Annotated in this window: 2 protein-coding genes (1 of these 2 only partly in view); both read left to right on the top strand. The window is 75.4% G+C overall.

The genetic code is table 11. The annotated features are described in order from the left end of the window. Position 1 precedes the first annotated feature (1 nt). Positions 2 to 12,346: an SDR family NAD(P)-dependent oxidoreductase gene (locus tag ACZ4V1_RS08020; protein WP_468331121.1), complete on the top strand. Its 12,345-nt coding sequence runs from the start codon at positions 2 to 4 to the stop codon at positions 12,344 to 12,346. Next, positions 12,343 to 24,566, top strand: partial view of an SDR family NAD(P)-dependent oxidoreductase gene (locus ACZ4V1_RS08015; protein WP_468331118.1) — the 5' portion only. It continues 163 nt past the right edge of the window; the window shows 12,224 of its 12,387 coding nt (coding positions 1-12,224); its start codon is at positions 12,343 to 12,345; its stop codon lies beyond the right edge, outside the window. Before ACZ4V1_RS08020 ends, ACZ4V1_RS08015 begins: the two co-directional genes overlap by 4 nt.

The raw sequence follows: 24,566 nt of genomic DNA, 5'->3' as shown, positions 1-24,566 counted from the left end.
AATGCCATCCACCTCTGCGAGCCGGTTCCATGTGACCCGCGCCGACATCGAGGCGTTCGGGCGGGCCAGCGGGGACCACAGCCCCCTGCACATGGACGACGCCTACGCCCGGCGCACGTCCTTCGGGCAGCGGGTCGTGCACGGTGCCCTGGGGGCGCTGCACGCCCTCGCCGCGCTGCCCGCACCGCCGGACGGCCGGGTACCGGTCGCCGTGCGCGCCCGCTTCCACGCCCCCCTGTTCACCGGCCAGGACTACACCGCCACCGCCGAACCGGACGCACCTCGGCCCACCGTCCGGGTCCTGGACGGCACCCGCCCGCTCCTCGACCTCGAACTCGACTACGGCACGCGGCCCCCGGGCACCCTGCCCGCCACCGGCGTACGCCGTCGCGCCGAAGCCGCCGACCGCCCCCTCGGCGACCTCACCGAGGGCGACCTGGACGCCGCCTACGACCCGGACGAGGCCGCCTACGCCCGGCTCCTCGACAGCACCGGAGCGGCCACCGCCGCAGTCACCGTCGAACTGGCCGCGCTGCTCGGCTGGGCCAGCTACCTGGTCGGCATGGAGGCACCCGGCCGCCGTGCGCTCGCCGCCGGCTACACGGTCCGCCTGTCCACCGCGGACACCTCGGACGCACCGGGCGCCACGGCCCGGATCTCCGCCGTGGACCACCGCTTCGGCCGCGTCGAACTGACCGGGCGCGTCACCGGCACCGGACTCGCCGGCACCGTCGAGGCCGAGGCACTGGTGCGCGAGGAGGCGCCCGTGCCCGAACCGGACCGCGTCCGTGAGCTGCTGGGGGGCGCCGGCACCGCCCTCACCGGGCAGGTGGCCCTCGTCGTCGGCGCCAGCCGGGGACTCGGGGCGGCCCTCGCCCAGGCCCTCGTCCTCCAGGGCGCCACCGTGTACGGCGGCTTCCACCGCAGCAGGGCGGAGGCCGAAGCGGTGCGCCGGGACCTCGGCGACGCCGCCGACCGGCTGCACCTGGTGCAGGGCGACTGGTCCGACCCGCGGTGGTGCGCCGTCGCGCGCGAACGCCTGCTGCGCGAACAGGGGCGGCTCGACGTCCTGGTGCTCACCGCCTGCCCGCCCGTCACCGCCCTCGGCCTCGACCCCGCCGCCGCCGACCGGGTCGACGCGTACGTCATGGACAGCCTGGCCCTCGTCCGCGGCCCGCTGTCCCGCTTCGCCGAGGACCTGGCCGGCACCGGCGGCAGCGTACTGGCGCTCTCCTCGCAGTGGGTGACCGAGCCGCCCTCGGGCCGTGCCCACTACGTCGCCGCCAAATCCGCCGTCGAGGGCCTGGTGCGCGGCGCCGCCGTCGAGTACCCCTCGGTGCGGTTCCTGGTGGCCCGCCCGCCCCGGCTCGCCACCTCCCTGTCCGGGGGCATCGCCGGGCAGGACGCGGGCGCCCCGGTCGAACCGGTCGCCGCCGCGCTGGTGCGCCGTATCGGCGACCGGGACCTGGAACCGGGCCGGGCCCACATCGTGGACACCTTCGACCAGGACGACCCCCCTGAGCAGGCCGCCGGGCCCGCACTGGTCGTCGCCGCCACCTTCACCACCGACCCGCTGCTGCCCGCCCTCGCCCACTGGAACGAGCGCCTCGGGCTCGGCCTGCGCCTCGAACTCGCCCCGTACGGACAGGTCTTCCAGGAACTGCTGGACCCGGCGAGCGCCTTCCACCGCAACACCGCCGGCTGCAACGCCGTCCTGCTGCGCCTGGAGGACTGGCCGGCGGGCGACAGCGGCCCCGGCGGCACCGCCGCCGACTTCGTCGCCGCCGTCGAGACCTACGTCCGGCAGGGCGGCGCCCAGCTGATCGTGCACCTCTGCCCGCCCGCACCCGGCGCCGACGCCGAGCGCCGCCGCGTCCTCGACGAGACGACGGACCTCGTCACCCGGGGACTGGCCGGGCTGCGCGGGGTGCACCTGGGCGGCGGCGCGCACTGGGGCGGCGGCTTCGAGACCGACGACCACCACGACCGCGCCCGGCTCACCCACGCCCACATCCCCTACACCGACCCCGCCTTCACCGCCGTGGGGACGGCGCTGACGCGTGCCGCGCACAGTCTGCTCGCGCCGCCGTTCAAGGTGCTCGTGCTCGACTGCGACAACACCCTGTGGCGGGGCGTCTGCGGCGAGGACGGCCCGGACGGCATCGCCCTCGACGACGCTCATCTGGCGCTCCAGGAGTGGGCGCTGGGCCTGCGCGAGCGCGGGATCCTGCTCTGCCTCGCCAGCAAGAACGACGAGGACGCGGTCTTCGAGGTGTTCCGGCGCCGCACCGAGATGCCACTGCGCCGGGAGCACCTGGCGGCCTGGCGGATCGGCTGGGACCCCAAGCCGGACGGCCTCATCGCCCTGGCCCGCGAACTCGGCCTCGGCCTCGACAGCTTCGTCTTCCTCGACGACAACCCGGTCGAGATCGCCGCCGTACGCGCCGCCTGCCCGCAGGTCCTCGCGCTCACCTTCCCCGCGGACCGCCCCGAGCGGCTGCCCGGGATGCTGGAGCGGATCTGGGCGTTCGACCGCCCGGAGGTGACCGCGGAGGACCGGGGCCGCGCCGCCGACTACACGGCCCGCCGCCACCGCGACCGGCTGCGCGACTCCGTGCTCACCTTCGCCGACTTCATCGCGAGCCTCGGGCTCGTCGTCGACGTCCGCCCGGCCGCCGAGGCGGACCTGCCGCGCGTCTCCCAGCTCACCCAGCGCACCAACCAGTTCAACTTCACCACCGTCCGCCGCACCGAGGCGGAACTGCGCGCCCTGCTCGCCGCCGAGGACGAGGACGTACGGTGCTGGGTCGCCGAGGTCCGGGACCGGTTCGGCGACTACGGCATCGTGGCCGCCGCCCTGACCCGGCGGAGCCACGGCGGCGACACCGTCGTGGTCGACACCTTCCTGATGAGCTGCCGGGTACTGGGCCGAGGCGCCGAACACGCCCTGCTCAGCCACCTGGGGAAGGCCGCGGGCGACGACGGCGCCGAGTACCTCGAAGCCGTCTGGCTGCCCACGCCCCGCAACGAACCGGCCCGCGCCTTCCTGGAGTCCGTCACCGCCGCACCCGGCACCCCGCGCGACGACGGCGGTGTGGTCCACCGGATGCCGGTCGCGCACGCCGCGGCCGTCGCCTTCCGCCCCGAGGAGCACCAGGCGCCGGAGAGCGGCGCCGAGCGGCCCGACCCGCGCACGGCCACCGCCGACCCGGCACGGCTCGCCGCGCTGACCGAACTCGCCGAGGACATCACCGACCTGACGGACCTGCACGCCCGGGTACGACGCCAACCGCGGCCGGCCGCGGACGCGCCGTCCGCCCCGTCCCCGGCCGCGGGCGATCGGCTGGACGCCGTACGCGCCCTCGTCCGCCAGACCTTCACCAGCACCCTCGCCCGCCCCCAGGTCCCCGTCACCCCCGAGACCACCTTCGAGGCGCTGCGGCTGACCTCGCTCGACATCGTCAACCTCACGGTCGCGCTGGAGCGGCGGCTGGGCCGCGAGCTGCCGTCGGCGCTGCTGTTCGAGCACCGTACCGTCGACGGCCTCGCCCGCAGCCTCGCCGGCGTGCCCGAGGCGGCGGCGGTCCGGGAGGCGGCGCCCGCGGCCCCCGCCGCCGTCGTCCCGCCGCGCGCCGCCGACCGGCGCGCACCCGTCGCGGTGATCGGCCTGGCCGGCCGCTACCCGCAGGCCGCGAGCGTCGACGAGCTGTGGGAACTCCTCACACAGGGCCGCAGCGCGGTGCGGGAGCTGTCCGCGCAGCGCTGGGAGCACAGCCGCCACTTCGCCGTGAACGGCGGTCCCGACACCACCTACTCCGCCTGGGCCGCCCTGCTCGCGGACGTCGACCGGTTCGACGCGCAGTTCTTCGGCATCGCCCCGCGCGAGGCGGAGGCGATGGACCCGCAGCAGCGACTCTTCCTCGAAGTCGCCCACGAGGCCGTCGAGGACGCCGGACACACCCGCGCCAGCCTCGGCCCGCACGTCGGTGTCTACGTCGGCGTCATGGCCAACGACTACGCGGCGCTGAGCCGTTCCGCGGCCGTCACCGGGCACGGTCCCTTCCCGTACGCCGAGAACTACCAGATCGCCAACCGGGTCTCGTACTTCTACGACTTCACCGGACCCAGTCTCGCCGTGGACACCGCCTGCTCCGCCTCCGCCGTCGCCGTGCACCTCGCGTGCGAGGCGATCGGCCGGGGTGAGATCACGGCGGCCGTCGCCGGAGGCGTCAACCTCGTCCTGCACCCCGCCCGGCACATCCAGTACGCGCAGATGGGCATGTTGTCCCGGGACGGCCGGTGCCGCCCCTTCGGCGAGGGCGCCGACGGGTTCGTCATGGGCGAGGGCGTCGGCGCCGTCCTGCTCAAACCGCTGGCCCGGGCGCTCGCCGACGGCGACCACGTGCACGGCGTCATCAAGGGCAGCTGGACCAACTCCGGCGGCCGCACCAGCGGCTTCACCGTGCCCAACCCGCGGGCGCAGGCCGATCTGGTCTCCCGCGCCCTGGCCGACGCCGATGTCCCGCCGCGCACCGTCAGCTACGTCGAGGCGCACGGCAGCGGCACCGAACTCGGCGACCCCATCGAGATCCGCGGCCTGACGACGGCGTTCGGCGGGGAGACCGCCGACGCCTGGTGTGCGATCGGCAGCGTCAAGTCGGCCATCGGCCACCTGGAACCGGCCGCCGGGATCGCCGGGCTCACCAAGGTGCTGCTCCAACTGCGCCACCGCACCCTCGCGCCCACCCTGCACGCCGAGACCCTCAACCCGCGCATCGACTTCGACCGCACGCCGTTCCGGGTCCAGCGTGCACCGGCCGCCTGGCGGCGCCCGGCGGGCCCCGCCGGCCCGCTGCCGCTGCGCGCCGGAGTCAGCTCCTTCGGGGCGGGCGGCGTCAACGCCCACCTCGTCGTCGAGGAGGCGCCCGAGACGGCCCCCACCGACCGGACCGGCGGCGGCCCCGAGCTGATCGTGGTGAGCGCCGCCGACGCCGAGCGGCTACGCGCCTACGCCCGCCGACTCCACGCCCATGTGACGTCCGGGCCGGGCCGCGCCGCCCGGCTCGCGGACATCGCGCACACCCTGCGCGTCGGCCGTGACCCCCACACCCACCGGGCCGCGTTCACGGCCTCGGACCGCACCGAACTGGCCGAGCGCCTCGCCGCCCTCGCCGGTCCCGGGGAGGCACCCGGCATCGCGTACGGCCGCGCCGACGGCGCCGCCTCCCTCGCCGACGTGTTCCCCGAGGGCGAGGAGACCGCCGACTTCCTGGCCCGCCTCGTCGCGGCAGGCGAACCGGACCGGGTCGGACGGCTGTGGGCACGCGGGGCCGCCGTCGACTGGCGGACGCTGTTCGCGGACACCGACGGGCGCCGCGTACCGCTGCCGCCTCGCCCCTTCCGGGCCACCCGGTACTGGCTGGAGGGCACCCATCTGGGGATCACGGCGCCGACACCCGGGCCGGAACACCGGGCCGCGCCGGAGTGGTACCTGCGCGCCGCCTGGCGCACGGCCCCGCTGCCCGCCCCGACGCGTCCCGACCGGTCGCGCGTGCTGGCCCTGACCGGGGGCGGCTGGCGGCCCGACGACCCGGCCGTCACCGTCGCCGGGAACGAGGACCAGGTGCTGCGCGCCGTCGCCGAAGCCGCCCCGGGCACCCGTGTGACCGTCCTGGACGGCCGCCGTCTCGACCCCGACGCGCTCGGCGACGACCCGCTGCGGCTGCCCACAGCCCTGGCCAGGGCCTGCGCCACGCACCGCGTCCCGGTCACCTACGCCGGACTGTCCCTCCCCGCCGCCGTGGACCCCATGGGCGCGGCCGTGCCCGGCCTGACCCGCTCCGCCGAGCAGGAGATCCCCGGCTTCCGCGGCGTACGCGTCGAGGTGGCCGACGTCCCCGGCACCGCGGAGCTGCTGGCCGCCGCCGAGGGCCCCGGCACGGAGGCGCGGTTCGCCGACGGGCGGTACTGGACGCGCGTGCTGGAGCCCCTACCGGACGCCGCGCTCGGGGCGGGCGCCGCGCCCTGGCGGGAGGGGGGCGTCTACCTCGTCACCGGCGGTGCCGGGGGAGTCGGCCGGATCCTGGCCGAGCGGCTCGCCCGCACCCACCACGCCTCCCTGATCCTCCTCGGCCGCGGCCCGTCCGGACCCGGCACCGGGCGACTGGTCCGCCGTATCGAGGAAGCGGGCGGACGGGCGCTGTACATGAGCGCCGACGTCGGCGACCGGGCCGCACTGACCGCCGCCGTCGCCGCCGGGGAGGAACGTTTCGGCCCGCTCAACGGCGTCCTGCACGCCGCGGGCGTCGTCGAGGACGCCGCCCTGCGCGACAAGTCCGACGCGTCGACGGCCCGCGTCCTCGCCCCGAAGACGACCGGGACCCGGCTGCTCGACGAGGTCACCGCCGACCGAGAGCTGGACTTCTTCTGTCTGATGTCGTCCGTCAGCGGCACCCTCGGCAACGCGGGGCAGAGCGACTACGCCGCCGCCAACCGCCACCTCGACGCCTTCGCGCTGTGGCGCGCCGCCCGTGTCACCGCGGGCGAACGCCACGGCCGTACCGTCTCGGTGGCCTGGCCGCACTGGCGCGACGGCGGCATGACCGCACCGGCGGGCGCCCTCGCCCTCGCCGAGACCACCACCGGGCTGCGGCCCATGGACACCGAGACCGGCCTGCGCGCCCTGGACGTCGTCCTCTCGGGCGAGCCCGGGTGCACCGTCGTCGGGATCGGCGACCGGGACCGCTTCATCGCCGCGTTCGCCGGTACGCCCCCGGCGACAGCCTCCCCCGCCCCGGCGACAGCCTCCCCCGCCCCGGCGGCGCGGCCCCTGCGCGACACCCTCCTCGACCTCGCCGCCGACCTGCTGAAGGCGCCCCGCGACGAGATCGACGCGGACACGGAGTGGGGGGCGTTCGGATTCAACTCCGTGCTGTTCACCCAGTTCTGCCAGCGCGTCAACACCACCTTCGGCACCGCGCTCACCCCGGTCGTCTTCTACGAGCACCCCACCCTCGCCCGGCTGACGGCGGCGCTCGCCGCGAACGAGGCGGTCCGGCCGGTACCGAGGGAACGGCCCACCGCCGAGGAGCCCGCGCCCGCACCGGCCGGGCCCGAACCCGTCGCCGTCGTCGGCATGGCCGGCCGGTTCCCCGGCGCCCCCGACCTGGAGACCTACTTCGAGCGGCTGCTGGCGGGCCACGACGCGGTGACCGAGGTCGACCCCGCCCGCTGGGACTGGCGGGCCTCGGCAGCGGGGGAGCACTGCCGGTACGGCGGCTTCCTCGACGACATCGACGCCTTCGACGCCGAGTTCTTCGGAATCTCACCGCGCGAGGCCCGCACCATGGATCCGCAGCAGCGGCTCTTCCTGGAGACCGCCTGGTCCGCCCTGGAACACGCCGGACGCGACCCGCGCTCCCTGTCCGGCAGCCGCACCGGAGTCTTCGCCGGGGTGACCCTGCACGACTGGCTCGACGTGCTGCGCGGCAGCGACGAACCGCCCGCCGCGCACACCGTCACCGGCAATGTGCACAGCATCGTCCCCAACCGGGTCTCCCACCTGCTCGACCTGCGCGGGCCCAGCGAAGCCATCGACACCGCCTGCTCCAGCTCGCTGGCCGCCGTACACCGGGCGGTACTCGCGCTGCGCTCCGGCGAGTGCGACCTCGCCCTCGCCGGAGGCGTCAACGCCTTGCTCTCCGTGGAGGTGTACGAGTCCCTCGCCAAGGCCGGGATGCTCTCGCCGACCGGCCACTGCCACACCTTCGGCGACGCCGCCGACGGATACGTGCGCGGCGAGGGCGTCGGAGCCGTCGTCCTCAAACGCCTGTCAGCCGCGCTCGCCGACGGCGACACCGTGCACGGCGTGATCCTCGGCAGTGCCGTCAACCACGGCGGCCGGGGCCACTCGCTGACCGCGCCGCAGCCCTCCGCCCAGGCCGACGTGGTCGTCGAGGCGGTCACCGCGGCGGGCATACCGGCGGACACCATCACCTTCGTCGAGACCCACGGCACCGGCACCGAACTCGGCGACCCCATCGAGGTGAGCGGCCTCAAGGAGGCCTTCGACCGGCTCGGTGCCACCGGCGGCCCCACCGGCGGCTGCGCCCTCGGCGCGGTCAAGGCCAACATCGGCCACCTGGAATCGGCCGCGGGCATCGCCTCCCTGCTGAAGGTGCTGCTCGCCATGCGCTACCGCACCCTGCCGCCCAACCTGCACGGCGACCCCCCGAACCGCCATCTCGACCTCACCGACGGCCCCTTCCGGCCGCTCGACGCGGCCGAGCCCTGGAAGCCCCCGGCCGGCGCCGACGGCGCCGCGCCGCCGCTGCGGGCGGGCGTCAGCTCCTTCGGGTTCGGTGGCTCCAACGCCCATGTGGTCCTGGAGGAACCGCCGTCGACACCGGACCCCGCCATCGAGGAGCCCACCAGGCAGACCGTCACCCTGTCCGCCCGCGACCCGGAACGCCTGCGCGCCTACGCCCAGCGGCTGCGGGACACCCTCGCCGCCCCCGACGAGACTGATCTGCCCGCCCTCGCCGACCTGGCGTACACCACCCAGACGGGCCGCCCGCACCTGGACAGCCGGGTGGCGCTGGTCGCCGAGTCGGTCGACGAACTCCGGGACCGCCTCGACCGGTTCCTGACGGCGGGCGACGGGCCGGGCGTGCACACGGACGGCGACGACTCCGCACGCCGGTCCGCGACCACGGACACCGACACGGCCCGGCCGGCCGCCGCCTGGGCCGCCGGGGGCACCGTCGACTGGGCCGCGGCGCACGCGGGCCGCCCCCGGCGCCGGGTGCCCCTGCCCACCTACCCCTTCGACCACACCCGGCGCCACGGGCCCGACCGGGACACCACGCCCCCGGCACCCGTGCCCACCGCGACCGACGGCGGCCACCACCCGGTCCTCGTCGAACGCCACTGGGTCCCCCTGCACACCACACCGCGCGCCCCGCACCGCCGCCTCACCTGCCTGCTGGTGCTGCGCGGCCCCGAGAGTCTCGGCCTGATCGGCGCCCTGCCCGATGGCATCGACTGGATCGTGCTGCGGGAACGCGGCGGACTGCCCCGGCTGCTGCCACCGGAGTACGAGTACGAACTCGACCACGACGACCACGCCGACGGCGAGAAGGCCGCCGCCGCGCTGCTGGCCCGACACCCCCGGGTGGACGCCGTACTCGACCTCGCCGACCTCGCGGCACCGGACGCGCCCGGCGCCGAGGAGGACTCCGGCCTCGGACACGAGGCGGGCCGGGTCGCCCTGTTGCAGGCCCTGGTACGGCACGCCACCGGCACCGACTCCGGCGCCCCGCGCACCGCCGGCGCGGACCTGGCCGTCGTACACGTCACCCGGTGCCTGGCCGACCACCGCAACCCGCGGCCGGCGACCAGGGGCGCCAGGATGGCGGCGCTCGTCCGCGCCGTCGGCGGCGAGTACGCGGCGGTCCGCGCCACCACCCTCGACCTCGATGGCGGCACCGGCCCCGCCGACGCACTGCCGTGGGCCCTGCGGGAGATCGACACGGCGGGCGAGGAGCCCGAGGTGTGCGTACGCGGCCACGTCCGCCACGCGCCCCGGCTCACCGACCTGCCCGGCGAACCGGAGCAGCCCCCGGTGCCGGGCACGTTCGGCGGCTTCGCCGTGCACCCCGACCGCGTCTACGTCATCACCGGCGGCACCGGCGGCCTCGGCGCCGCCCTCGCCCGGGAACTGTTCGCACGCGGCGCCCGCCGGTTCGCCGTGACCGGCCGCCGCCCCCTGCCCCCGGTCGAGGAGTGGACGGCGGACCACGCCGCCCGCGAACTCCCCAACGGCATGGCCGACCTGGTCGAGCTGCGGGACCGGGGCGCCTGGATCGCAGCGTACGGCGGACCGCTTACCGACCGGACGGCCCTCGGGGCGTTCCTCGACGGGGTACGCGCCGGACTCGGGCCGATCGCGGCCCTCGTGCACTGCGCGGGCTCCGTCGACCGACGCAACCCCGTCTTCCTCCGCAAGAGCTGGCCGGACATCGCCCGGACCTGGGAGCCCAAGGGCGAAGGGCTCGTCGTGCTCGACGCCCTCCTCGCCGCCGACGAACCCGACTACGTCGTCCTGTACTCCTCGCTCTCCGCCGCCCTGCCCGCCCTCTCCACCGGCCTGTCCGACTACGGCAGCGCCAACGCCTACCTCGACGCCTTCGCCGCCCGCGCCGCACGCCGCGGCTCACGCACCCGCTACCTGTCCGTCGCCTGGGGCGGCTGGTCCGGTATCGGCATGGGCGAAGTCCGCAGCCCCCGCTACACCGAACAGGGCTTCACCTCGCTCACCCCGGCCGAGGGCATCGGCCTCCTCGAACAGGCGCTGCGCCGCGACCCCGGACCGACCGTCATCGCCCTGGCCCGCCGCGGCGACACCACCGCCGCCGCCGGCCCCGAGCCGACCGTGACCGCGGAGGAGCCCCGCGGCGAACCGCTGCCCCTGGTCGTCGACGCCGTGCGCGACCTCATCGCCGGCGAAGTGCTGCTGCCCCGCGAACGCGTCACCCCCGACGTCCACTTCAGCGACCTCGGCGTCGACTCCATCCTGCTCGCCGGTGTCGTCACCAAGTTGGAGGCCCTCACCGGCGAGCCCGTGGCCCCGTCCGCGGTCCTGGAGTACCCCACGGCCGCCGCACTCGGCGCCCATCTGCTCCAGGAGCATCCGCGAGGTGTCGCCGCGTGGGCGGCGGACCGGCTGCCGACCGCGACGGCGCGGGGCGGCGGCGAGACGGCGGCCGCGGTGACACCGACCCGGGGCGCCCCCGCCCCACGACCGCGTCGGGAGGACCCGGGCCGGGGCTCCACGGGATCCACCGCCCTCGCCGTCATCGGCATGGCCGGCCGCTTCCCCGGCGCCCCCACCACCGACGCCTTCTGGGAGCTGCTGCGCACCGGCCAGGACGCCATACGGGAGATCCCGGCCACCCGCTGGGACAGCTCCCGCCTCTACACGCCGACCACCACCCCCGGCCGCTCGACCAGCAAATGGGGCGGCTTCGTCGACGGCATCGAGGAGTACGACCCCGCTTACTTCGGCATCCCCGAGGCGGACGCCGCCCATGTCGACCCCGTGATCAGGCTCGTCCTGGAGTGCGCGGAACAGACCTTCAGGGACGCCGGGTACGAGCGCCACGAGCTGGCCGGCCGCCGCGTCGGGGTCTTCGCGGGCGCGGGCACCACCGGTTACGGCCTGCGCATCCCCGAGCCCCGCCGCGCCACCGTCACCGGCCTCAACCCCAACTTCATCGGCGCCCGCATCGCGCACGTCTACGACTTCAGCGGACCCAATCTGGTCGTGGACACGGCCTGCTCGTCGTCCCTGACCGCCCTCTACCTGGCCCGGCAGGCGCTGCTGACCGGCGAGTGCGAACTCGCCCTGGTCGCCGGGGCCGACCTGCTGCTCGACCAGACGCCCTACCTCAAGCTCAGCGCCGCCGAGGCGCTCTCGCCCACCGGACGCTGCCGGGTCTTCGACAAGGACGCCGACGGGTTCGTGCCCGGGGAGGGCGCCGGGGCGGTGCTCCTCAAACCGCTCGCCGCCGCCCTCGCCGACGGCGACCGCGTGCACGCCGTCCTGGAGAGCGTGGCCATGAACAACGACGGCCGCACCATGGGCCTGACCACCCCCAACCCGGATGCCCAGGAACGGGTCGTCCGCGACGCGCTGCGCATGGCCGCCGCCGCCCCCGACACCGTGTCGTACGTCGAGGCGCACGGCACCGGCACCATGATCGGCGACCCGATGGAACTGCGCGCCCTCACCCGCGCGTTCGACGGCGACACCCTCACCCCCGGGTTCTGCGCGATCGGCAGCGTGAAGTCCAACATCGGCCATCTGCTGATGGCGTCCGGTATGGCGGGTCTGCACAAGGTCGTCCTCGCACTGCGCCACCGCCAGCTGCCGCCGACCCTGCACTGCGACACCCCCAACCCCCGCTTCGCCTTCGGCACCTCGCCCTTCCACCCGAACACCGAACTGCGCGACTGGATCCCCCGGGGCGGCGGCACCCGCCGCGCGGGCCTCAGCTCCTTCGGGTTCGGCGGCACCAACTGCCACGCGATCCTGCGCGAACCGTACGCCGACGAGCGAGGCGCGACGGTCCGTACGGCGCTGCCGCCCGCCGACTTCCGGCGGGCCCGGCACTGGACCGACCCGGCGCCCGCCGGCCCGGCCGCCGCGCCCGGCGCCGCAACCGTCGTGCCCACGCACAACGGCCGCCGCTACCTGGAGCTGGCCGAGGACGACGAGCCCGCCGGCGCCGCACCCCACCGCGTCCCCGCACACCGGCCCTTACTCCAGCTGGAGGAGCTGTCATGACCGCACCCCACCGACCCACGGCCGTCGAGGCCGTCGAGGCCGACGTCGCCGCCGTCGAGGGCCGTCGGCTCCGCTCGGTGGTGACGGCGGGAGACGAGATCGTCCGCGGCCACCTCGTCCACGACGTGCCGGTGCTGCCCGGCGTCTTCCACCTCGACCTGACGCTGAGGCTGCTGCGCCGCGCGGGCATCGACCCGGCCACCGCGGAGCTGCGCCGCTGCCTGTTCATCGCGCCCGTCGTCGCCACCGCGGAGATGGACAAGGAACTGCGGATCGTCGTCGGCGAGCGCACCGGGCCGGACACCGTTCCCGTGCACGTGGAGAGCCGCCCCCTCATCGGCGGCACCCCCGTCGGCGACACCTGGGAGCGCAACTTCCAGGCCGAGGTCCGGCTCGGTCTGCCCGTGGAGAACCCGGCCCTCGATCCGACGGACCTGACGGGCCCCGCCGCCGAGGAGGGCGACGCGGAGGAGCTGTACGCCTTCGCCCGCCAGCTCTCCATCCACCACCGGGACTTCATGAAGGTCAGCGGACGCCTGAGGACCCGGCCGGTCGGCGCGCTCGCCGAGATCTCGCTCGGTGACGCGGCGGCGGCCTACCTCGACCACTTCCACATCCACCCCGTCGTCCTCGACTTCTCCACCCTGGTGCCGTTCCTGCACTTCGGACGCGACCAACGGGCCGCGCTGACCCGGCCGTTCATTCCCATCTTCATCCGGTCCTTCCGGGCCACCGGGTCCTCGGCCCGGGACAGCAGGGTGTACGTGCCCGCTCTCTCCCAGCGCATGGCCGACGGCGACACCGTGACCGGCGACATCACCATCTGCGGCGCCGACGGCCGCGTCATCGCCTCGATGAACGGCTTCACCTGCAAACGGGTGCGGTCGGCCGAGCACATCACCAAGTTCGCCGGAGCGGTACCCGCGCGTACCGTCTCCCCGTTCGAGCCGGATCCCGAGCCCGCCGCCCCCAAGGCCGAGCCGCCCGTACCGCCCGAGGGCCCGGTCGCCTCCCTCGACCAGGTGATCACGGAGCTGGTGACCGAGATACTCGGCGGCGACGACGGCGTGGAACAGGACCGCGGCTTCTACGACCTGGGCCTGACCTCCGTCAACCTGCTCGCCATCGCGGGCAAGCTGGAGAGACGGCTCGGGCAGGAGCTCTATCCCACGCTGCTGTTCGAGTACCCGACCGTGCGGAAACTGGCGGCCTACCTGCGCGAGGAGGGCGTGGAGCCGGGCCCCGCCGCGGCGCGACCCCAGCCCGACGCCGTGGCCGAGCCGCAGCCCGAACTCCCGGCCCCCGCCCCCGCCCCCACTCCCACCTCCACTCCCACTTCGACTCCCACTTCCACTTCCACTTCCACTTCCACGGTCCGGGTCAGCGCACCGGAACCCGCCGCCACCGACGACGACATCGCCATCGTCGGCCTCGCCGGGCGCTACCCGCGCGCCGCCGGCGTGGACCGCTTCTGGGAGGTGCTGCGCGACGGTCAGGACTGCGTCACCGAGATCCCCCAGGAACGCTGGGACTACCGCGACTACTTCGAGCCGCGCCGCGGCACCACCGGACGCTCGTACAGCAAATGGGGCGCCTTCCTCGACGGCGTCGACCGCTTCGACCCGCTGTTCTTCAACATCTCACCGCGCCAGGCGGAACTGATGGACCCGCACGAACGGCTCTTCCTGGAGACCGCCTGGGAGACCATCGAGGACGCCGGTCACACCCCCGAGACCCTGGGTGCCGCCACCGGCGCCAAGGTCGGCGTGTTCGTGGGCGTGATGTGGAACGACTACCAGCTCTACGGCCTGGAGTCGGTGCAGCACGGCACCCCGCAGGTCGTCGCCTCCACCTCCTCGCTGATCCCCAACCGCGTCGCCTACACCTTCGACTTCCAGGGCCCGAGCGTGGCGATGGACACCGCCTGCTCCTCCTCCCTGTTCACCCTGCACATGGCCTGCGAGTCGATCCGGCGGGGTGAGTGCCGGGCCGCCGTCGCCGGCGGCGTCAACCTGTCCCTGCACCCGTACAAGTACCTGCGCCTCGCCGACAGCAACCTGCTGTCCACCGATGGCCGCTGTCGGGTCTTCGGACGCGGCGCCGACGGCTATGTCCCCGGTGAGGGCGTCGGCGCCGTCCTCGTCCGTCCGCTCGCCGACGCGATCGCCGAGGGCGACCAGATCTACGGGGTCATCCGCGGCTCGGCGGCCCAGCACGGTGGACGCACCAGCGGCTTCGCCGTCCCCAGCCCCGACGCGCAGGCCCGGGTCGTCCTGGAGGTCCTGGAGAAGTCCCAGGTGCCGCCTGAGACCATCACCTACATCGAGGCGCACGGCGGCGGCACAACCCTCGGCGACCAGATAGAGATCGCCGCCCTGGCGAAGGCGTTCCGCCGCTACACCCGGGAGCAGGGCTTCTGCGCCATCGGCTCACTGAAGTCCAACGTGGGCCACCTGGAGGGCGCCGCGGGCATCGCCTCGCTGACCAAGGTGCTGCTGTCGCTGCGCCACCGGCTGATCGTGCCCTCGCTGCACACCGACGAGCTGAACCCCGAGATCCCCTTCTCCAGCACCCCGTTCTACGTCGCCCGGCGCACCGAGGCCTGGGAGCGGGTGACCGACCCGCGCACCGGAGCCCTCGCCCCGCGCCGGGCCGCGCTCAGCAGCTTCGGCTTCGGCGGCGCCAACGCCCATGTGCTCGTCGAGGAGTACCTGCCGGAACCGGCCGCTGTCGCGGCCGGCACCGCGCGGAGCGGACCGCGCACCGTCGTCCCGTACGTCGTCCCGCTGTCCGGACGCGACGACAGCAGACTGCGGGACCAGGCTCGACGCCTGGTGGACCACCTGCGCGCCCACCCCCAGCTCCGTATCGAGGACATCGTCCTCACCCTCGGCGCGGGCCGTCGGGCGATGGAGTCACGGCTCGCCCTCGCGGCGCGCGACACCGGGGAACTCATCGGCGCCCTCGACGACTTCCTCACCGGACGGGACGGCACCGCGCGCCGCTGGTCCGGCCGCGCCAAGCACGCACCCGCCCCGGAGGGGACGAGCGCCCCGCTCGCCACCGAGTCGGTCGCCGAACGCTGGGTGCGCGGCCATGACGTGCCCTGGCAGGACACCGTGCCGTCCACGGCACGCCGGATCTCCCTGCCCACCTATGCCTTCGCCCGGCAGCGCTGCTGGGTCCCCGGCCTCGGCGGTATGGCGGCCAGGGCGGTACCGCCGGGCGCGGTGCGCGTGCCGCAGGCCGATGCGTCGGCCATCCCGCCCCCGGCACCCGTGGCGCCGCCCGAACCCGAACCCGAGCCGGGGCCGGGGCCGGAGCCGCAGCCCGCGCCCGCCGCGGCGGCGGAGCCGCCGGCCCCGCTCGACGAGCGCACCCTGCTCTACCGCCCCGTCTGGGCACCGCGCCCCGTCGAGGGCGACTCCGTCACCGGCACCCTGCTCGTCTTCGACACCTCCGCCGAACGCGTCGCCGAACTGCGCTCCCGGCACGGGCGCGTGGTGTGGGTGCGGCCCGGCACGGAGTACACCCGGCTCTCCCCGGACGACTACGACATCGCCCCCGACAGCGCCGAGGACCACCGCGCCCTGCTGGCGGCGCTGCGCGCGGACCGGGTCACGCCCTCGGCCGTGCTGCACCTGTGGCAGCTGGACGGCCCGACGCCCGCCGACGGACCGCTGGACGGCCTCGACGCCGCCCTCGTGCCCGTCTTCCTGTTCTGCCAGGCCTCGATGGTCGGCCTGGACCGTACGCTGCCCGTCGTCCACGCCTTCGACGGCGACCGCGACCTGCCCACGGGCGCCTCGGTCGGCGGCTTCGCCCGCAGCGTGCGCCTGGAACAGCCCAAGCTTGCCGTCAAGGTCGTCGACGTCCGGGGCCGCCGCGGCACCGCCGAACTCGCCGCCCTGCTCCTCGCCGAGACCGCGAGCCACGACGACATCGAGGTCCGCCACACCGGCGCGACCCGCGCCGTCCTGTCCTTCACCCGCAGCCGCCCTGCGGCCGCCGTCGGCACCCCACTCGCCCGCGCCGGCGGCGTCTACCTGATCAGCGGCGGCACCGGTGGCCTCGGCCGGCACGTGGCCCGGCACATGGCGGCGCGGGCGAAGGTCTCCCTCGTCCTGTTCGGCCGCTCCGCGCCGGGCCCCGACCAGCAGGCAGCCGTCGACGAGATCCGGCGCGCGGGCAGTGACGCCGTGTACCTCCAGGCCGACACGGTGCGCCCGGCCGACATGGCGCGGGTCGTCGACGAGGCCCGGTCCCGCTTCGGACCGCTGACCGGGGTGATCCACTCGGCGGGCGTCACCGAGGACGGGCTGCTCATCACCAAACCGCTGGACTCGGTCCGCCGGGTGCTCGCGCCGAAGCTGGCGGGCACCCGCGCCCTCGACCTGGCCACCCGGGGAGAGGACCTGGACTACTTCGTGCTCTTCTCGTCCGCCTCGGCCGTCCTCGGCAGCGTCGGCGCCGCCGACTACACCGCGGGCAACCGCTTCCTCGACGCCTACGCCGAACGGCGCGAGACGCTGCGCGCCCGGGGCGAGGCCCGTGGCCGCACCCTGTCCGTCAACTGGCCGATGTGGCGCGACGGCGGGATGCGCATCCACCCCGACGTGGAGCAGGACGTGCTGGTGCGGGCCGGTCTCGAGCCGATGGACACCGCGGAGGGCCTCGCCGCCTTCCACGCCGCGCTCGCCCTCGACGAGCCGCAACTGGTCGTGCTCCAGGGCGATCCGGCCCGGCTGGAGGCACGGATGAGGTCAGTGGTCGAGAACCCGGGCGAGGAGCAGCCCCCGCCCGCGCCCGCCGCGCCCGCCGCGCCCGCGCCCGCCGCGCCCGCCGCGCCCGCGCCCGCCGCGAACGAGGGCCCGGGGCCGGACCCGGGCACCCTCGTACGGGAACTGCGGGAGGTCGTCGCGGACGTCCTCAAACTCCCCCAGAGCGAACTGGACGTGGACGACGAACTGTCCGACTACGGCCTGGACTCCGTCGCCGCGATGCGCGCCCTGACCGGCCTGGAGGAGAAGTACGGCGTACCGATCCCGCCGTCGCTGCTCCTGCGCCACCGCACGATCAAGGCGCTCGCCGGGCATCTCGCGACCGAGGTGCTGCGGGACGCGCACGTGCCCGCGCCGCCGGCACGTGCCACCACCGCCCCCGCCGCGGCGCCGCCGTCCACGGGCGGAAGCCGCATCGCCGTCGTCGCCGCGGCCTGCCGCTTCCCCGGCTCGCCCAGCCTGGAGAGCTTCTGGGACAACCTCGTCCAGGGCCGTGACTGCGTCGGCCCGGCGCCGGACGGGCGCTGGCCCGGGGAGTGGCTGCGGCACGCGGGCACCGATGTCGTCGCCGCCGCGCGCTGGGGCGGATTCATCGACGGCGTCGACCAGTTCGACGCCGCCCGCTTCGGCGTCGACGACGAAGAGGCCCGCTGGATGGACCCGCAGCAGCGGATCTGCCTGGAGGTCGCCCAGGAACTCCTCGACCGCGCCGGATACCGGCGCCCCGAGCTGGCGGGCAGCGCGACCGGCGTGTTCCTCGGCGTCGGCCCCAACGACTACACCCGGCGCGGTTTCCTCGCCGGGCTGCCGACCCCGCCCCGGCTGCTCGCCGACTCGCTGCCGAACATGGCGGGCGCGGCCCTTTCGCACGCCTTCGACCTGCGCGGCCCGAGCATGGCCGTGGACACCGCATGCTCGTCCTCGCTGGTCGCGTTGCACCGGGCCGTGCAGAGCCTGCTGGCGGGGGAGTGCGAGGCGGCCGTCGCCGGGGGCGTCGAGTTGCTGCTCGATCCGTTCGTGTACGTGGGTCTGGACCGTGCCGGTGCGCTGTCCAAGGACGGCAGGTCCCGCGTCTTCGACCGGGACGCGGCCGGGTTCGTGCCGGGTGAGGGCGCGGGCCTGGTGCTGCTGAAGGAGGAGGGGCGGGCGCTGCGCGACGGCGACACCATCCTCGCGACCGTCGTCGGCTCCGCCGTCAACAACGACGGCCGCACCGTCGGACCGACCACCCCGAGCCACGAGGCCCAGACCGAGGTCATCCGCGCCGCACTGCGCGCGGGCGGCGTCGATCCGGCGACCGTCGGCTATCTGGAGGCGCACGGCTCCGCGAGCGGCTTCGGCGACCCGGTCGAGATCTCCGCCGCCGCGGAGGCGTACCAGGTCGAGGGCCGTACCCGGCCGGCCGGGGTCGGGTCGGTGAAGACCAACATCGGCGCCCTGCTGCACGCCGGAGGCGTCGCCTCTCTGATCAAGGTGGTGCTGGGCCTGCACCACGGCCGCCTGGTGCCGACGCTGCACTGCGCCGAGCCGCACCCGCGGATCCGGTTCGAGCGGACCCCGTTCCGCCCGGTGCTGACCGGCGGCGACTGGCCGCGCGAGGGCTCCGCGCCGCGCCGCGCCGGTGTCTCCTCGTTCGGCTTCGGGGGCACCAACGCGCACGTCGTGCTGGAGCAGGCCCCGCCCGGCCACCGCCCGTCCCGCACGCCGCTGCCGGTGACGGCGTTCGAACGCAGGCGCCACTGGCTGGACGACCCGGAGCCGGGCCTCGCGCGCCCCCTCGCCGACGCCGCCCTGCTGCCGGCCGTGACCCGACGCGTCGCCGCCGCGGTGGCCGCGCTGCTGCCCGGCCCGGCGGGAACCGCGCCGAGCGAGCTCAACGGCCACAACTTCATGGAACTCGGCCTCGGTTCGGCGACGCTCATCGAGCTGAACGCCGCCCTCGACGAGGAGTTCCGGGTCGCCGTACCTCCCACGGCGCTGTTCCGGCACCCGAACGTGCCGGATCTGTCCCGCTACCTCGTCGACGAGTACGAGGCCGAGCTGACCCGCTGGCGGGCCGCCCACGACGGCCCGGGGCGGACCGTCGACCCGCCCACCGGCAACGGGGGTACGGCCCGCCGCCGGGAGCCCGCCGTCGCGGGACACGCACCGGCCCGACGGCCGGAGGGTGGCTCCGAGGAGGACGACACAGCCACCGGGCCGGCCATGCCGGACCACGACGACATCGCGATCATCGGCATCGGTGGCCGGTTCCCAGGCGCCGACGGACCGGACGCGCTGTGGGCCCGGCTCGCGGCGGGTGACGACCTGGTCACCCCGGTGCCCGCAAGCCGCTGGGACCACAGCCGCCACTACGACCCCACCGGTACCACGCCCGGCACCACGGACTGCCGTCACGGTGCCTTCATCGACGCCGTCGACACCTTCGACGCGGCGTTCTTCCGCATCCTGCCCAGTGAGGCCGAGAGCATGGACCCGCAGCTCAGGCTGCTGCTCGAAGTCCTCTACGCCACGGCCGAGGACGCGGGCGCGACGCCCGCGCTGCGCGGCTCGGACACCGGTGTCTTCGTAGGCCAGTGCTTCCAGGACTACGACAACGAGATGATCGCGCGGGGCCGCACGGTCGGGGTGCACGACCCGATCGGCGCCGCGATGTCGATGACCGCCAACCGGCCGTCGTTCTACTTCGACCTCAGCGGCCCGAGCCTGACCGTCGACACCGCCTGCTCGTCCTCGCTGACCGCGCTCCACCTGGCCGTCCAGGCGCTGCGCCGCGGCGAGTGCGCGATGGCCTTCGCGGCCGGGACGAACCTCATCGCCAGCCCCCGCCACTACCTCAAGCTCTCCGCCATCGGCGCACTGTCACCCGGCGGGCGCTGCTACAGCTTCGACTCCCGCGCCGACGGCTACGTCCCCGGCGAGGCGGTCGCCGCCGTCCTGCTCAAACCGCTGCGCCGGGCCCTCGCCGACGGCGACCCCGTGCACGCCGTCGTCAAGTCCGTCGCGGTCAACCACGGCGGACACGCCAGCTCGGCCACCGCGCCCAACCAGGCCCGCCAGGAGGCGCTGCTGCGTCGTGCCTGGCGGGAGGCGGGCATCGCCCCGGCGACGCTCACCTATCTGGAGGCGCACGGCACCGGCACCCGGCTCGGCGACCCCATCGAGGTCGACGCCGTCAAGAGCGCCCTGCGCGACAGCGACGGCGAGCCGCGCATCGTGCTCGGCAGCGCCAAGTCCCACCTCGGGCACACCGAGGGCGCGGCGGGCCTGGTGGGCGTCGTCAAGACCGTGCTGTCCATGCGGCACGGCCTGATCCCGGCGATGCCGTCGTTCGACGAAGCGAACCCCTACTGCCGCCTCGAAGAGGGCCCGCTGTACGTCAACCGGGAACCTGTGCCCTGGAACCCGCCGCCCGGCGTGCCGCGCCGCGCGGGCGTCAGCTCCTTCGGCTTCGGCGGCTCCTACGCCCATGTCGTCATGGAAGAGCCCCCCGTGCGGCAGGCGGCACGCTCCGCCGACGGCTCCCTGGTGTTCCCGCTCTCCGCCCGGACCCCGGACCGGCTGCGTGCCCTGGCACGGCGGTACCTGGACGTCCTCGGCCCCGGCTGCGGTCTGCCCACGACCGGGATCGCGGCCACCTTGCAGCACGGCCGCGAGGCCGCCGCCGTACGCGCCGCGGTGATCGCCGACGACCGCGCCGGACTGGTCCGCGGCCTCGAAGCCCTGCTCGCGGCCGACGAGACGGACGGCGCGGGCCGGGTGTACGACATGACGGGCGCCGCCGCCCATGACGCGCGGCCCGCCCATGACGCGCGGCCCGCCCATGACGCGCGGCCCGCCCACGACGCGCGGCCCGCCGACGACCCGGCCCGGCTCGCCCGGCGCTGGACGGACGGCGAGGCGGTCGACTGGCCGACCGGCCCCGACGGCCGCCCGGAGCCCCGCGTGCCGCTGCCCACCTACCCGTTCGAACCCCGGCGCTTCTGGCTGCGCGAACCCCCGGCCGGCCCACAGCCGCCGTCCCCGCAGGCGGACGCCACCGAACCCCTCGCCGCGGAACTGGCCGCCCAGGTCGCGGAGAGCGGCTACCGTGGCGCGCGCGTCCTCGACGCCCTCGTCGAGTTCAGCGACCTGGGGCGCGCGCTCGCCGCCTCCGTCCTGCGCGCCCACACCGGCCGGGGCAGGTACGACGCGGACGACCGCCTCGCCGACGGGACGGAGATCGCGCCCGGGCACGAGCACTTCACCGAGTTCCTGGAGCGCGCCCTGCGCACCTGCGAGCCACCCGCCGACGGGGAGGAGGCCGAACAGGCCCGCCTGACCGCCCGGATGCGTGCACTCGCCGGCGCCGTCCCGGAGATCGAACCCCACGTCGACCTGGTCGTGGCCTGGTCCGGCCGGCTCCCCGACGTCCTCGCCGACCGCGTGAACCCGCTGGAGCTGTACTTCCCCGGTGACGGCGACGACCAGGGCATCGCCCGTGTCTACGGCAACACCGGCATCGCCAACCACTTCAACGACCTGATCGCCCGCGCCGTGGCGACGCACCTGCGCGAACAGCACGCCCGCCGCCCCGGTGAGCCGTTGCGGGTCCTGGAGATCGGCGCGGGCTCGGGCGCCACCACCGAGCGCGTCCTGCGCCGGCTCGACGCCCTCGGCCTGCCCGAGGACACCGTGACCTACTACTTCACCGATGTGTCGCCCGCGTTCTTCCGCGTCGCCCGCAAGCGCCTCGCCGGAGCCCGTACGGCGGTGCGGTACGCCGCGTTCGACCTGGAGGCGGACCCGGCCGGGCAGGGCTTCGAACCCGGCTCCTTCGATGCCGTGGTGGCCACCAACGTCGTCCATGTGACCCGTGTCGTGGCCGACTCGGTCGTCCGGATCCGCCGATTGCTCGCCGCCGGCGGCCTGTTCGCCCTCAACGAGCTGACCCGGGCCCTGGACTATCTGACCCTGATGTTCGGCATGGTGCCCGGCTGGCAGCCGCCCCAGGACGGACGGCTGCCCGGCTCTCCGCTGCTGGACGCGGCGGGCTGGCGGCGCGTGCTGGCCACGGGCGGCTTCGAACCGGTGTGGGTGTTCGGCGCAGCCGACGTCGACGAGTCCGAGGCCGACCAGTGCGTGCTGGTGGGCCGGGCGGCCCCGGGCACGTCCGGTACGGACGTCGAGACCGTGGAGCGCACGTCGACGACGTCACCCGCCACCGCACCCGCCGCACCCGCCGCACCCCCGGCTCCCGTCACGGAGGACACGCCCGCGGCGCTGGCACGCCATCTGCGCCAGGAGTTCGCGGAGTTCCTGTCCATCCCGGCCGAGACGGTCGACGACACCACCCCCTTCGCGACGTACGGTCTCGACTCCCTCGGGGCCATCCAGATGGTCCGCACGATGGAGGGCACGTTCGGGGCCCTGCCGAAGGTGCTGCTGTACGAGTGCCGGACGGTGGCGGAACTGGCCGCCTATCTGCTGGAGAACACGCCCGCCGCCTGTGCGGCGGTGACGGCGACCGTGTCCGCCTCCCCAGAACCCGGGCAGCAGGAGCAGCCCGCCCCCGCCCCTGTGCCCGCCCCCGCCCCTGTGCCCGCCCCCGCCCCTGTGCCCGCCCCCGCCCCTGTGCCCGCCCCCGCCCCTGTGGCCGCCCCCGCCCCTGGGCCCGCCCCCGCCCCTGCGCCCGCCCCCGACGACGATCCGGTGGCCGTCGTCGGCATGGCCGGGATCTTCCCGGGCGCCCCCGACTGCGACACCCTGTGGCGGCGGCTGCGCGAGGGCGCCGACCTCGTCACCGAGATCCCGCCGGACCGCTTCGACTGGCGGCCCGTCTACGGCGACCCGCGGCGCGAACCCGGCAAGACCGACACCCGCTGGGGCGCCTTCATCGACGGCGTCGACGAGTTCGACGCGGAGTTCTTCGGCATCTCGCCGCTCGAGGCCGGGCTCATGGACCCCCAGCAGCGGCTCCTGCTGCACTGCGCCTGGTGGGCCGTGGAGGACGCGGGGCACCGCCCGGGCGGCCTGAACGGCACCGACACCGGCGTCTTCGTCGGCGCCACCTCGCACGACTACGACGAGCACCTCATCCGCATCGGCCGCGACCGCGAGGCGCACGCCAGCCTCGGCGTCGGCCACTGCATCCTGTCCAACCGGATCTCCTACCAGCTGGGCCTGCACGGCCCGAGCGAGACGGTGGACACCGCCTGCTCCAGCTCGCTCAGCGCGCTGCACCGCGCCGTCCGGGCCATCCAGGACGGCGAGTGCGGCGGGGCCATCGTCGGCGGCGTCCACCTCAACCTGAGCGCGCGGCTGTTCGTGGCGCTCGGCCAGCTCGGCGTCATGTCGCCGGACGGCGTGTGCCGCCCGTTCGACAGCGCGGCGAACGGCATGGTGCGCGGCGAGGGCGTCGGCGCGCTCTACCTCAAGCCGTTGTCCCGGGCACTGGCCGACGGCGACACCGTGCACGGCGTGATCCGCGGCAGCGGAGTGGGCCACGGCGGCCGGGTGACCTCGATGACCGTGCCCAACCCGGTCGCCCAGGCCGAGCTGATCGCGGCGGTCCACCGGCGGGCCGGTGTGGACCCGCGCACCGTCACCTACATCGAGGCGCACGGCACCGCCACCCACGTCGGCGACCCGATCGAGGTCCGCGCGCTGCGCAAGGCCTACGCCGACCTCCTGGGCCGCCCCGAGAACGAACCCGTGCCGCCCTGGTGCGGTCTGGGCAGCGTCAAGTCCAACGCCGGGCACCTGGAGGCCGCCGCAGGACTCATCGGCACCGTCAAGACGCTGCTCGCCATGCGCCACGGCGAACTCCCCCCGAGCATCAACTTCGGCGCGCCGAACCCGCTGCTGGAGCTGGCAGGCAGCCCGTTCGAGGTGGTCGCGGAGCGCCGCCCGTGGCCCCGGCTCACCGACGACACCGGCGCGGAGATCCCGCGCCGGGCGGGCGTCACCTCGCTCGGTTTCGGCGGCACCAACGCGCACGTGGTGCTGGAAGAGTCGATACCGCCGCCGCGCCCCGCACGGCCGGCCACCGGCGGTCCCCGGCTGATCGTCCTGTCGGCCCGCACCGAGCCCGCGCTGCGCGCCACGGCGGCCCGGCTCGCCGCCCGGCTGACCGCACGCCGTGCGGACGACGAGCCCGATCTGCCCCTCGACGACCTGGCGTTCACCCTGCGGGTGGGCCGGGACCCGATGCCGTGGCGGCTCGCCCTGCTGGTCGCCGGCACCGGCGAACTGCTGGACCGGCTGCGCTCCTGCGCGGACGGTGCCTTCGACCGCCCCGGTGTCTTCCACGGCGAGGCGACCGCACCCCCCGCGTCGAGCCCACCGCCCATGGCGGGTCCCGAGGCGCTGGCCCGGCACTGGGTGGCGGGCGGCGGCCTGCCCGACCGGCACCCGGACGGCACGGACCCGGCACCCCGCCGTGTCTCGCTGCCCGGCTA

The sequence above is a fragment of the Streptomyces sp. NPDC028991 genome, assembly GCF_055564775.1.
This window is presented reverse-complemented; position numbering and strand designations above follow the sequence as displayed.